The organism is Streptomyces rectiverticillatus (assembly GCF_013394065.1).
GTDB lineage: Bacteria > Actinomycetota > Actinomycetes > Streptomycetales > Streptomycetaceae > Streptomyces > Streptomyces rectiverticillatus.
The window spans coordinates 2,672,200-2,685,341 of sequence record NZ_CP040752.1 but is presented as its reverse complement, the minus strand read 5'-3'; the positions used below and the strand labels follow the sequence as shown (position 1 = coordinate 2,685,341).

The 13,142-nt window shown below is 72.9% G+C and carries 10 protein-coding genes; 3 read left to right on the top strand and 7 right to left on the bottom strand.

All coding sequences use genetic code 11. The features are described from left to right. Nucleotides 1–16 precede the first annotated feature (16 nt). The 3 genes from glmS to FGW37_RS11490 form a co-directional block, all read right to left on the bottom strand. On the bottom strand, nt 17–1,831 hold the full coding sequence (glmS, locus tag FGW37_RS11500) for a glutamine--fructose-6-phosphate transaminase (isomerizing) (protein WP_179080982.1): 1,815 nt from the start codon (nt 1,829–1,831) through the stop codon (nt 17–19). A 77-nt stretch (nt 1,832–1,908) separates the two neighbouring features. Next, complete coding sequence (locus tag FGW37_RS11495; RefSeq protein WP_179080981.1) at nt 1,909–2,184, bottom strand: hypothetical protein; 276 nt, start codon at nt 2,182–2,184, stop codon at nt 1,909–1,911. A gap of 86 nt (nt 2,185–2,270) precedes the next feature. Then, nucleotides 2,271–3,197: a DUF4429 domain-containing protein gene (locus FGW37_RS11490; protein WP_179080980.1), complete on the bottom strand. Its 927-nt coding sequence runs from the start codon at nt 3,195–3,197 to the stop codon at nt 2,271–2,273. 160 nt (nt 3,198–3,357) lie between these two features. On the opposite strand from FGW37_RS11490, the gene FGW37_RS11485 reads away from it, so the two are divergent. Further along, the gene (locus tag FGW37_RS11485; protein WP_179084644.1) at nt 3,358–5,022 is read left to right on the top strand and encodes a family 20 glycosylhydrolase; all 1,665 of its coding nucleotides are present in this window, start codon (nt 3,358–3,360) and stop codon (nt 5,020–5,022) included. A gap of 120 nt (nt 5,023–5,142) precedes the next feature. On the opposite strand, the gene FGW37_RS11480 is transcribed toward FGW37_RS11485, so the two are convergent. Genes FGW37_RS11480 through FGW37_RS11465 form a run of 4 tightly spaced genes read right to left on the bottom strand, consistent with a single transcriptional unit; the run spans nt 5,143 to nt 11,035 of the window. Then, complete coding sequence (locus FGW37_RS11480) at nt 5,143–6,303, bottom strand: acyl-CoA dehydrogenase family protein (RefSeq protein WP_179084643.1); 1,161 nt, start codon at nt 6,301–6,303, stop codon at nt 5,143–5,145. Between the two features lie 9 nt (nt 6,304–6,312). Continuing rightward, nucleotides 6,313–7,251 carry a hydroxymethylglutaryl-CoA lyase gene (locus FGW37_RS11475; RefSeq protein WP_179080979.1) on the bottom strand — a complete coding sequence of 313 codons (939 nt, stop codon included), beginning with the start codon at nt 7,249–7,251 and terminating at the stop codon, nt 6,313–6,315. Next, entirely contained in the window at nt 7,248–9,395 is a 2,148-nt protein-coding gene (locus tag FGW37_RS11470; protein WP_179080978.1) for an acetyl/propionyl/methylcrotonyl-CoA carboxylase subunit alpha, read from the bottom strand. Before FGW37_RS11470 ends, FGW37_RS11475 begins: the two co-directional genes overlap by 4 nt. 8 nt (nt 9,396–9,403) lie before the next feature. Further along, nucleotides 9,404–11,035, bottom strand: coding sequence for a carboxyl transferase domain-containing protein (locus tag FGW37_RS11465; protein WP_179080977.1), 1,632 nt, complete (start codon nt 11,033–11,035; stop codon nt 9,404–9,406). Between the two features lie 104 nt (nt 11,036–11,139). Here FGW37_RS11465 and FGW37_RS11460 point away from each other — a divergent pair, with 104 nt between their 5' ends. Both FGW37_RS11460 and FGW37_RS11455 read left to right on the top strand, forming a co-directional pair. Then, a complete protein-coding gene (locus tag FGW37_RS11460) occupies nt 11,140–11,844 on the top strand; it encodes an SACE_7040 family transcriptional regulator (RefSeq protein WP_179080976.1) in 705 nt (234 codons plus the stop codon). Nucleotides 11,845–11,978: 134 nt separating this feature from the next. Continuing rightward, a complete protein-coding gene (locus tag FGW37_RS11455; protein ID WP_179080975.1) occupies nt 11,979–13,136 on the top strand; it encodes an acyl-CoA dehydrogenase family protein in 1,158 nt (385 codons plus the stop codon). The last annotated feature ends 6 nt before the right edge of the window (nt 13,137–13,142 follow it).

The following is a 13,142-nucleotide window of genomic DNA, read 5'->3' as shown; positions in this document are numbered from 1 at the left end:
CGGGCCCGGCCGGGGACTACTCGACGGTGACCGACTTGGCCAGGTTGCGCGGCTTGTCGATGTCGCGGCCCATGGCCTTCGCCGTGTAGTAGGCGAAGAGCTGCAGCGGGATGCCCATGAGAATGGCGTCCAGCTCGTCCTCGTTCTTCGGCACCACGATCGTGTGGTCGGCCTTCTCCTGCTCCTGGTGCGCGACGGCGAGGATGCGGCCGCTGCGGGCCTTGATCTCCTCCAGCGCGGCGCGGTTCTTCTCCAGCAGCTCGTCGTCCGGGACGATGGCGACCGTCGGCATCGCGGGCTCGATCAGGGCCAGCGGGCCGTGCTTGAGCTCGGAGGCGGGGTAGGCCTCGGCGTGGATGTACGAGACCTCCTTGAGCTTCAGCGAGGCCTCGCGGGCCACCGGGTAGCCCCGGACGCGGCCGATGAACATCATCGACTTGGCGTCCGCGTACTCCGCGGCCAGCTTCTCGATCTGCTCCTCGTTCGCCAGGATCTCCTCGATCTGGCCGGGCAGCTTGCGCAGGCCCTCGATGATCCGCTTGCCGTCGGCGACGGACAGGTCGCGGGTGCGGCCCAGGTGCAGGGCGAGCAGGCCGAAGGAGACCACCATGTTGGTGAAGCACTTGGTGGAGACGACGCAGACCTCGGGGCCGGCGTGCACGTAGATGCCGCCGTCGGTCTCGCGGGCGATCGCGGAGCCGACCACGTTGACCAGGCCCAGGACGCGGGCGCCCTTGCGCTTGAGCTCCTGGACGGCCGCCAGGACGTCGTAGGTCTCACCGGACTGCGACACCGCGATGTAGAGGGTGTCGGGGTCCACGACGGGGTTGCGGTAGCGGAACTCGGAGGCGGGCTCGGCATCGGCGGGGATGCGGGCCAGCTCCTCGATCATCTGGGCGCCGATCTGGCCGGCGTGGTACGAGGTGCCGCAGCCGAGGATCTTCACCCGGCGCACGGCGCGGGCGTCGCGGGCGTCGAGGTTCAGACCGCCCAGGTGCACGGTGGAGAAGCGGTCGTCGATCCGGCCGCGCAGGGCGCGGTCGACCGCCTCGGCCTGCTCGTGGATCTCCTTGTGCATGTACGTGTCGTGGCCGCCCATGTCGTACGACTCGGCCTCCCACTCCACGGTGGTCGGCTGGGCCGAGGTGGAGGAGCCCTCGGTGGTGTACGTGCGGTAGTCGTCGGCGCGCAGGGTGGCCATCTCGCCGTCGTCGAGGGTGACGACCTGGCGGGTGTGGCTGACCAGGGCGGCGACGTCGGAGGAGACGAACATCTCCTTCTCGCCTATGCCGAGGACCACGGGGGAGCCGTTGCGGGCGACGACGATGCGGTCCGGGAAGTCGGCGTGCAGGACGGCGATGCCGTACGTGCCCTCGATGTGCCCCACCGCCTCGCGGACCTTCTCCTCCAGCGTGCCGGCCTCGGAGCGGGCGATGAGGTGGGCGAGGACCTCGGTGTCGGTGTCGGACACGAAGACGAAGCCCTCGGCCGTCAGCTTGGCGCGCAGGTCGGAGGCGTTGTCGATGATGCCGTTGTGGACGACGGCGACCTTCTCCTCCGCGTCCAGGTGCGGGTGGGCGTTGACGTCGTTCGGCGCGCCGTGGGTGGCCCAGCGGGTGTGCGCGATGCCGGTGGTGCCCGCGAAGCGCTTGGGCAGGCGGGACTCCAGCTCGCGGACGCGGCCCTTGGCCTTGGCGGACTTCAGGCCACCGGTCTTGCCGTGCAGGGCGATGCCGGCGGAGTCGTAGCCGCGGTACTCCAGCCGCTGCAGACCCTCCAGCAGCAGCGGTGCAACATCGCGCTTACCGATATATCCGACGATTCCGCACATAAGTGGTGACCCTCCCAGAGAAACGATCAGTGGTGCCCGGCAGTGGGGGCGGCGGTAGCGGCGCCGCTCCTGCCGCCTCAGCCGTAGACGATGCGGCGCAGCTGCCGCAGCGAGAGCTCCGGCGGAGCCACCGCCCGGTGCGGCAGCTCGGCCGAGATCCGCTCGAAGATCTCCGCGTTGCGCAGTCCGCCGGACTGCAGCTCGCGGTGACGGCGGCGGACGAAGACCTCGGTCGTCTCGTCGAAGTACGCCAGGACGTCCAGGATCACCCGGGCGGCCTCGCCGCGCTGAAGCGGCGTGCTGCGCACCAGGTGATCCACCAGGTCGTCATGATTCATACGGCGTTCGAGCACCCGTCGATACTGAGGGGTGGCGGCGGCATTCGCAAGAATCCTGCCCGCTTTCGGGCAAGGGTGAGTCGATCGGGTGCCGGAATCGACTAGAAACGCTTCAGTACGGCCTGTTTTGCCGCGGTGAACTCCTCCTCCGTCAAGATCCCGGCCTGGTGCAGCTCGCCCAGCTCCCGCAGGCGCCGCAGCAGGGCGTCGTGATCGGTAGCGGCGGCGGGGGCCGGTTCGGGGGCTGGTCCGGCGGGAGCGGGCGCCGGCCCGGCGAGGGCGGCCGGGGCATCGGCGAGCGAGGGCGGGGCGGTCGGCGACCCGGCACCGGCCGGGTGCGGGATCCGGGCGACGACGGCGGCCCCGGCCATCGCCATCAGCAGGTCCTTCTTGAAGCCGTACAGCTCGATCGCGTGGGGGTCGTGCTTGGGCGGGGCCTTGGTCGGCTCCCTGAGGACCACGAAACGGAGGTAGCCGTTCTCCAGGCCGGCGGAGGGCAGCCACTCCACCGAACGGACCTCCGCCAGGGCGAGCGACTGCGGACCGGCGGACTTCTTGCCCTCCTCGGTCATCCAGTTCCACGCCAGGCGGATCCACTCGCCGTCGAAGGTGACCGTGCCGTCCCCGGCGCCCACCGACAGCGGCAGCGTCGGGCCCGGCAGGAGATAGCGGTCGGACGGGCCGTCCGGGACCTGCTCCAGGAGCAGGGCGTTGCGCACCTCGTCCACGAAGTACTCCGCGACGCCCGCGCGGTCGGACTCGACCGTCAGCCGGTACGGATCGGCGGCGTCCGGCAGCCGGCCCCGCGCGACCTGCAGCAGGGGGTCGGCCCCGTCGCGCAGCCGCAGCCGCAGGCGGCCGTTCCTGCGGCCCGGCTCATACGAGATCCCCGCCACCGCCTGCAGCGGAACGGCCAGCTCACCGAGGGTCTGCCGCAGCAGGTGCACACCGCGCTCGCGGCCCGGAACGATGCGTATCGTGTCGCCGTCGAAGGTCCACGTACCGTCCTTCTGGAGGATCTCAGCCATGGGCGAATTCTCTCAGGCGCGTACGCTCGGGAAGGCGTGGATCGTGACCCGGATCCCGGCGCGGGCCTTGACGCCGGCCGGGGCCGGCGCTACCCAAGTGGTCGTTCGTACGCGTGAATTCCCGTGAGCGGTACGCCGAAGGGATTTCCTCTTGAGACGCATGAGCCCCCGGTGCAGGAACGCGAGGCGTCTGGCGACGACCGGCCTCGCCCTGCTGCTCCTCTCCGCCGCCGGCACGGCCGTCCCGGCCGGGGCCGCGGCGCCCGCCCCCGCCCCGCTCGATCGCAGCATCGTGCCCGCCCCCGCCTCCGTCCGGCCCGGCGGCGAGCCGTACGAGATCACCGCCCGCACCGTCGTGCGGGTGCCGCCCGGCAACCCGGAGGCCGCGCGGATCGGCGGCTACCTGGCGGGGCTCCTGCGCCCCTCGACGGGCTACCGGTTGCCGGTCCTGCCCGGCGGGACGGACGGGCCCGGCATCCGGCTGGTGATCGACGAGAACGCCGGGGAAAACGCCGGGGAAGGGGGAGGGGAAAGGGAAGGGGCGGGCGGAGGCGGAGGGGACGGGGGCGGCGAGGGCTACCGGCTGTCCGTCACCTCCCGCGCGGTGACGATCTCCGCGCGGGCGGGCGCCGGGCTCTTCCACGGCGTCCAGACCCTGCGCCAGCTGCTCCCCGCCCGCGCCGAGCGCACCGAGCGGCAGCCCGGGCCCTGGACCGTGGCGGGCGGCGTCGTCACCGACGCGCCGCGCTACGGCCACCGCGGCGCGATGCTCGACGTCGCCCGGCACTTCTTCACCGTGGACCAGGTGAAGCGGTACATCGACCAGCTCGCCCTCTACAAGATCAACCGGCTGCACCTGCACCTCTCCGACGACCAGGGCTGGCGCATCGCCGTCCGCTCCTGGCCGCGGCTGGCCGAGCACGGCGGCAGCACGCAGGTGGGCGGCGGCCCCGGCGGCTTCTACAGCCGCGACGACTACCGCGAGATCGTCCGCCACGCCGCGAGCCGCTACCTCACCGTGGTGCCCGAGATCGACATGCCGGGCCACACCAACGCGGCGCTTGCCTCGTACGCCCGGCTCAACTGCGACGGCGTCGCCCGCCCCCTCTATACGGGCACCGAGGTCGGCTTCAGCTCGCTGTGCGTGGCGAAGCAGGACACGTACGACTTCGTGGAGGACGTCATCGGGGAGCTGGCGGCGCTCACGCCCGGCCCCTACCTGCACATCGGCGGCGACGAGGCGCACTCCACCAGCCACGCCGACTACGCGGCCTTCATGGAGCGGGTGCAGCCCGTCGTCGCCCGGCACGGCAAGACCGTCATCGGCTGGCACCAGCTGGCCGGGGCGCGTCCGGCGCCGGACGCGCTCCTGCAGTACTGGGGTTACGGCCGGACCGGGGCCGCCGAACGGGCTCAGGTCGCCACCGCGGTGCGGGCGGGCGCGGGCCTGATCCTCTCGCCCGCGGACCGGGCCTACCTGGACATGAAGTACACCAAGGACACGCCGCTGGGCCTGCAGTGGGCGGGCCTCGTCGAAGTGCGGCAGGCCTACGACTGGGACCCGGGCGGCTACCTGGAGGGCGTGCCCGCCGCGGCCGTCGCCGGCGTCGAGGCGCCGCTGTGGACGGAGACGATCACCACGAGCGCGCAGCTGGAGTACATGGCCTTCCCGCGCCTGACGGCCGTCGCCGAACTCGGCTGGTCCCCGCCGGCCACCCACGACTGGCCGTCCTACCGGGCACGGCTCGCCGCGCAGGGCCCGCGCTGGGACGCCCTGGGCATCGCGTACTACCGCTCGCCGCAGGTGGCGTGGCCCGGGGCGTGACCGGGGCGCGGGACGCGCGTACGGGGGCGGGCGGTCCGGCACCCTTCACCCTGGCGTCACCCGGCAGGTCAGGGGCGCTCGCGCCCCTGAACCCGCCGCAGCGGCGCGCAACCGGTCCCGTCAGCCGGCGAAGCCGAGCTCACGGGCGATCAGCATGCGCTGGACCTCGCTCGTGCCCTCGCCGATCTCCAGGATCTTGGAGTCGCGCCACATGCGGGCGACCGGGTACTCGTTCATGAAGCCGTAGCCGCCGTGGATCTGCGTGGCCTCGCGGGCGTTGGCCACCGCGATCTCCGAGGAGTAGAGCTTGGCGAGCGCCGCCTCCTTCTTGAACGGCTCGCCGTGCACCAGCCGGGACGCGGCGTCCCGCCAGGCCAGGCGCGCCGTGTGCGCCCGCATCTCCATGTCGGCCAGCTTGAACTGGATGGCCTGGTTCGCGCCGATCGGCCGGCCGAAGGCCTGCCGCTCCTTGGCGTACTTCACCGACTCGTCCAGGCAGCCCTGCGCCAGGCCCGTGGCCAGCGCCGAGATCGCGATGCGGCCCTCGTCCAGTATCCGCAGGAACTGGGCGTAGCCGCGGCCCTCCTCGCCCACGAGGTTGGCTCTCGGGACGCGGACGTCGGAGAAGGACAGCTCGCGGGTGTCCGAGGCGTTCCAGCCGACCTTGGAGTACGGGGCGGCGACGGTGAAGCCGGGAGTGCCCGAGGGCACGATGATCGAGGAGATCAGCGGCTTGCCCTCCGGCGTGCGGCCGGTGACGGCGGTGACCGTGACCAGGCCCGTGATGTCCGTGCCGGAGTTGGTGATGAAGCACTTGGTGCCGTTGATCACCCACTCGTCCGTGGCCTCGTCCAGCCGGGCCGTGGTGCGCGTGCCGCCCGCGTCCGAGCCGCACTCCGGCTCCGTCAGGCCGAAGGCGCCCAGGATCTCCCCGGAGCACATCTTCGGCAGCCAGGTGCGCTTCTGCTCCTCGGTGCCGAAGCGGTAGATGGGCATGGCGCCCAGCGAGACGCCGGCCTCCAGGGTGATGGCCACCGAGGAGTCGACCCGGGCCAGCTCCTCCAGGGCCAGGCCGAGGGCCAGGTAGTCGCCGCCCATGCCGCCGTACTCCTCGGGGAAGGGCAGCCCGAAGAGGCCCATGCGGCCCATCTCCCGCACGATCTCGTACGGGAACTCGTGGCGCTCGTAGAAGTCGCCGATCTTGGGTGCGACCACGTCGTGGGCGAACTCCTCCACGGTGCGGCGGAGTTCCTCGTGCTCGGGGGTGAGGCGGTGGTCCAGCGGCATGGCTCAGGACTCCTGTTGGGAGAGGGCGCGGACGGTACGGGACGGGCTGGGCCGCCCCAGCTGCTCGGCCATCCACACGCTGGTGGCGGTGAGCTGGGCGAGATCGGCCCCGGTGTCGATACCGAGGCCGGCGAGCATCCAGAGAAGGTCTTCGGTGGCGAGGTTGCCCGTGGCGCTCTTCGCGTACGGGCAGCCGCCGAGGCCGCCGGCGGAGGCGTCGACGGTGGTGACGCCGTGCCGCAGGGCGGCCAGTGTGTTGGACAGGGCCTGGCCGTAGGTGTCGTGGAAGTGCACGGCCAGCCGGCCGGTCTCCACGCCCGCCTCGTTCAGGGCGGTCAGCAGGGCGGTGACGTGGCCGGGCGTGGCCACGCCGATCGTGTCGCCCAGGCTCAGCTCGTCGCAGCCGAGGTCCAGCAGGCGGCGGGCGACGCGGACGACCTGCTCCAGGGGGACGGCGCCCTCCCAGGGGTCGCCGAAGCACATGGACAGATAGCCGCGGACCCCCAGGCCCGCCTCGCGGGCCCCGGCCACGACCGGCGCGAACATCTCCAGCGACTCGTCGACCGTGCGGTTGAGGTTCGCCTTGGCGAAGGACTCCGTGGCGCTGCCGAAGACGGCGACCTCGCGGGCGCCGAGGTCGAGGGCGCGCTGCAGGCCGCGGGCGTTGGGCACGAGGACGGGCAGGCGGGCGTCCACGCCGTCCAGCAGGGGCATCAGCTGCTCGGCGTCCGCGAGCTGCGGCACCCACTCGGGGCGCACGAAGCTCGTGGCCTCCACGGTGCCGAGGCCCGCCGCGGCGAGGCGGCGGATGAACTCCGCCTTCACCTCGACCGGGACGACCGTCTTCTCGTTCTGCAGGCCGTCGCGCGGGCCCACCTCGTGGATCCGGACGCGGGAGGGGAGACCGGGCTCCGGCACGGCCATGGGCAGTCCGCTGATCATGATTCCTCCGCGGGGGCGGCGGGCGTGACGACCGCCAGCACCTGGTCCATGGCGACCGTGGCGCCGGCCGTCACGTCGAGCTCGGAGACGGTGCCGTCGTGCGGGGCGGAGATGACGTGCTCCATCTTCATCGCCTCCACCACGAGCAGGCTCTGCCCGGCGCTGACGAACTCGCCCACGCTCGCCTTGACGACGGTGACGGTGCCGGGCATGGGGGCGGTGAGGGTGTCCACGCCGCCGGCTCCCGCGCCGCCGCCCGCGGCCCCGACGGGGTCGTGGGCGCGCAGGTGCCAGGCGTCGCCGTCCCGGCCGAGCCAGGTGCCCTCCGGGCCGGGGGCGGCGGTGAAGTGCCGGGTGACACCGTCGTAGTGGAGGGTGATGCGGCCTCCGGCACCGGCCGCCGGGTGCGGCACCGGCTGTGCGCCGCCGACCGCGCCGGGCCCGGCGGCCGCCAGCCCGGCGGAGACCGGGGCCGCCCCGGGCGGCGCCGTGTCCGCGGCGGAGTCCGAGGCATGGAGCTGCCCGCTGCCCGCGGCGGGCGCAGGGGCGTCCACGACCACCTGCGCATCTCGCGCGGTGCCGCGCACCCGTACCGTCACCGGCTCGTGGCCCGGCACACGCACGTGGTGCGGCGTCCACGCCGGTTCGCCGCCCAGGCGCCAGCCCGACGGGGCCGAGAACGGATCCACCCAGCCGTGGGGCACGGGCTCCAGCCCCTGCTGCCGCAGCAGTGCCGCTGCCGCGTACGCCTCGGCCGGCACCTCCTGCTCCACCAGCGCGACCGCGTCGCGGTCGACGAGGCCCGTGTCGAGCGCGCCGGCCACCACGTCCGGATGCGCCAGCAGGCGGCGCAGGAAGCCCGTGTTGGTGTCGACGCCCAGGACGACCGTGCCCGCGAGGGCGGCCCGCAGACGGCGCAGGGCCGTCTCCCGGTCGGGGCCGTGGGCGATCACCTTGGCGAGCATGGGGTCGTAGGACGTGCCGACGTCCGTGCCCTCCATCAGGCCCGAGTCGACGCGGACGCCCTCGCCCGCGGGCTCGCGCAGCAGCCGCACCGTGCCCGCGGAGGGCAGGAAGTCGACCCGGGTGCCGTCGGCGCTCACGCGCGCGGTCTCGGCGCAGATGCGGGCCTCCACGGCGTGGCCGCTGAGGGTGACCTGCTCCTGGGAGACGTCCAGCCGCTCGCCGGCGGCGACCCGTACCTGCCACTCGACCAGATCCAGGCCGGTGATCATCTCGGTGACGGGGTGCTCGACCTGGAGGCGGGTGTTCATCTCCATGAAGTAGTACGAGGCGGGGTCGTCGCCCGGCACGATGAACTCGACCGTGCCCGCGCCCGCATAGCCGCAGGAGCGTGCGGCCTGGACCGCCGCCTCGCCCATCGCGGCGCGGGTGGCCTCGTCGAGGAACGGCGAGGGCGCCTCCTCGATGACCTTCTGGTGGCGGCGCTGCAGGGAGCACTCGCGCTCGCCCAGGTGGATCGCATGGCCGTGGCCGTCGGCCAGGACCTGGATCTCGATGTGGCGGGGGCGGTCGATCCAGCGCTCGACGAGGAGGGTGTCGTCGCCGAAGGAGCCGCGGGCCTCGCGCCGGGCGGCGGCGATCTCCTCGCCCAGCAGGGCGGCGTCGCGCACGAGGCGCATGCCCTTGCCGCCGCCGCCCGCGGAGGGCTTGAGCAGCACGGGCATGCCGATGGCGAGGGCGGCGGCTTCGAGCTCGGCGTCGGTCAGGCCGCTGCCGGAGGAGCCGGGCACCACGGGCACGCCCGCGGCCTGGACGGTCTCCTTGGCCCGGATCTTGTCGCCCATCAGCTCGATGGCCCCGGCCGGCGGGCCGATGAAGGCGAGCCCGGCGCCGGCGCAGGCGCGGGCGAAGGCGGCGTTCTCCGCGAGGAAGCCGTAGCCCGGGTGCACCGCCTGGGCGCCGGTGCGGGCGGCGGCCTCCAGCAGGCGCGGTATCGACAGATAGCTCTCCGCGGCCGCGGCCGGGCCGATCCGCACGGCGGTGTCGGCCTCGCGGACATGCCGCGCCCCGGCGTCGGCGTCGCTGAAGACGGCGACCGAACGGATGCCGAGCGCGCGCAGCGTGCGGATGACCCGGACGGCGATCTCGCCCCGGTTGGCGACAAGGACAGTCTCGAACATGCTCCGCCTCACATCCGGAAGACGCCGTAGCCGGGCGCGGTGGTGTCCTTCTCGGGCAGGGGGGCGTTGGCGCAGGCCGTCAGCGCCAGGCCCAGCACCTGCCGGGTCTCCAGGGGGTCGATGACGCCGTCGTCCCACAGGCGGGCGGTGGCGTAGTAGGCGCTGCCCTGGGTCTCGTACTGCTCGCGGACGGGGGCCCGGAAGGCCTCCTCGTCCTCGGCGCTCCAGCTCTCGCCGCGGGCTTCGAGCTGGTCGCGCTTGACGGTGGCGAGGACGGAGGCCGCCTGCTCGCCGCCCATGACGGAGATCTTGGCGTTGGGCCACATCCACAGGAAGCGCGGCGAATAGGCCCGGCCGCACATCGAGTAGTTGCCGGCGCCGTAGGAGCCGCCGATGACGACGGTGAGCTTGGGGACACGGGTGCAGGCCACGGCCGTCACCATCTTCGCGCCGTGCTTGGCGATGCCACCCGCCTCGTACTGCCGGCCGACCATGAAGCCGGAGATGTTCTGCAGGAAGACCAGGGGGATGCCGCGCTGGTCGCACAGCTCGATGAAGTGCGCGCCCTTCTGGGCGGATTCGGAGAACAGGATGCCGTTGTTGGCGACGATGCCGACGGGGTGGCCGTGGATGCGGGCGAAGCCGGTCACCAGCGTCTGCCCGAACTCGGCCTTGAACTCGGCGAACCGCGAGCCGTCGACGACGCGGGCGATGACCTCGCGCACGTCGTACGGGGTGCGGGAGTCGGCCGGGACGGCGCCGTAGAGCCCGGCGGGATCGACGGCCGGCGCCTCGGCCGGCTCGACGGGCCAGGGGAGGGCGCCCCGCTCGGGGAGCGTGGAGACGATCGTCCGGACGATCCGCAGGGCGTGCTCGTCGCTCTCCGCGAGGTGGTCGGTGACGCCTGACACCTTGGAGTGAATCTCGCCGCCGCCCAGCTCCTCGGCCGTGACGACCTCGCCCGTGGCGGCCTTCACCAGCGGGGGGCCGCCCAGGAAGATCGTGCCCTGGCCGCGGACGATCACCGCTTCGTCGCTCATCGCCGGGACGTAGGCGCCGCCGGCGGTGCAGGAGCCCAGGACCGCGGCAACCTGCGGGATGCCGGCGCCGGACATCCGCGCCTGGTTGTAGAAGATGCGGCCGAAGTGGTCGCGGTCGGGGAAGACCTCGTCCTGCATGGGGAGGAAGGCGCCGCCCGAGTCCACCAGATACAGGCAGGGCAGCCGGTTCTCCAGGGCGATCTCCTGCGCGCGCAGGTGCTTCTTGACCGTCATCGGGTAGTACGTACCGCCCTTGACGGTGGCGTCGTTGGCGACGATCACCACTTCGCGCCCGGAGACCCGGCCGATCCCGGAGATGACGCCCGCGGCCGGCGCGGCCCCGCCGTACATCCCCTCGGCGGCCAGCGGGGCGAGCTCCAGGAAGGGCGAGCCGGGGTCCAGCAGGGCGTCGACGCGGTCGCGCGGCAGGAGCTTGCCGCGGGCGGTGTGCCGTGCCCGGGCCCGCTCCCCGCCGCCGAGCCGCGCCGCGGCCAGCCGCTCCCGCAGCTCCGCGGACAGCTCGCGGTGCGCGGCCTCGTTCACCCGCCAGGCGTCGGACGCCGGATCGGCGGCGCTCCCCAGCGCCGGTGCCTGCTGCATGTACTCGAGCTCCCTTGCTCGGTCAATGAGCCGCTCGGTTAATGAGCGTTAACACGTTTCCTTCAGGTTAACGACCACTAACGCCGCTGTCTAGAATTACTTTCGTGAACGACGCGCCAACCCGGACGACCACCCCGGCCCCTGCCCCCACCCGCCGCGAGCAGATCCTCCGGGAGGCGGCCCGTCTCTTCGCGGAGCGCGGCTTCCACGGCGTGGGGGTCGACGAGATAGGCGCGGCCGTCGGGATCAGCGGGCCCGGCCTCTACCGGCACTTCGCCGGCAAGGATGCGATGCTCGCCGAGCTCCTGGTCGGGATCAGTGAGCGGCTCTTCGCGGGCGGGCAGCGCCGTGTCATCGAGGCCACCTCCACGGGCGACGGCCCGGCCGCCGTCCTCGGCTCCCTCATCGACGGCCACATCGACTTCGCCCTGGACGACCGGGCCCTGATCACCCTCCACGACCGCGAGCTGGGCCAGCTGCGCGACAGCGACCGCAAGCAGGTCCGCTCCCTGCAGCGGCAGTACGTGGAGCTGTGGGTCGACGTCGTCCGCCGCCTGCACCCGGACTCCGGCGAGGCGGAGGTGCGCGCCGCCGTCCACGCAGTCTTCGGCCTGCTCAACTCCACCCCGCACCTCGGCCGCCCCGGCGCGCTCCCGGGCCGCACGGCCACGGCGGCCCTGCTGCGCCGCCTGGCCCACGGGGCGTTCGCGTCGCTGTCGGACGGCGGGCCGGCGGAACCTGCCGGGATACCGGCCGAGGCGACCGCCGGGACGACCGCCGACCCGTCCGCCGAGCCGTCCGCGGGCTGACCCGCCCGGGTCACCCGTTCGGCCCAGTCCACTCTGGACAGCCCTGGTGACTCCCCGGTAGCTTTCGCCTGAGCAAGCGCTTGGCCAGGCATGAGCCCGGGGTCACCGGGCCCGTACGAGGGGAATGGCAGCCAATGCGTCGCACGGTGTACAGCGAGGACCACGAGGCCTTCCGCGAGACGATCCGCGACTTCATCGCGGCCGAGGTCGTGCCCGTCTACGACGAGTGGCGGGAGGCCGGCGCCGCGCCCCGCGACTTCTACAAGAAGCTCGGCGAGCTCGGGGTCTTCGGCATCGAGGTGCCCGAGGAGTACGGCGGCGCGGGTGAGCGCAGCTTCAAGTTCCAGGCCGTCATCACCGAGGAGTGCGCCCGCGCGGGCGTCAGCTTCGGCGGCAGCAGCGTCCACACGGCACTGTGCCTGCCCTACCTCCTCAAGTACGCCACCGAGGCGCAGAAGCGGCGCTGGCTGCCGCCCTTCGTCTCCGGCGACATGATGACCGCCATCGCCATGACCGAGCCCGGCACGGGCTCCGACCTGGCCGGCATGAAGACCACCGCCAGGCTCTCCGAGGACGGCACGCACTACGTCCTCAACGGTGCGAAGACCTTCATCACCGGCGGCGTCCAGGCCGACCGGGTGCTCGTCTGCGCCCGCACCGCACCTGCCGCCGCCGAGGACCGGCGCGCCGGCATCTCCATCCTCGTCGTCGACACCGCCTCCGAGGGCTACGCGGTCGGCCGCAAGCTGGAGAAGCTCGGCCTGAAGACCTCCGACACCGCCGAACTGTCCTTCACCGACGTCAAGGTGCCCGTCGAGGACCTCCTCGGCGAGGAGGGCAAGGCCTTCGGCTACCTGGGGCAGAACCTGCCGCAGGAGCGGCTGGGCATCGCCGTCGCCGCCTACGCCCAGGCCGCCGCGGCCGTCCGGTTCGCCCAGGAGTACGTGCGGGACCGGACGGTCTTCGGCACCTCCGTCGCGTCCTTCCAGAACACCAAGTTCGTGCTGGCCGACTGCAAGTCCGAGGTCGACGCCATGGAGGCGGTCGTGGACCGCGCCCTGGACGCACACGACGCCGGCGAGCTCACCGCCGCCGACGCGGCCTCCGCCAAGCTCTTCACCACCGAGCGGGCCGCCGTCGTCATCGACAAGTGCCTCCAGCTCCACGGCGGTTACGGCTACATGATGGAGTACCCCATCGCCCGCCTGTACGCGGACACCCGCGTCAGCCGCATCTACGGCGGCACCAGCGAGGTCATGCGGTCCATCGTCGCCAAGTCGATGGGCCTGTAGGCCGGT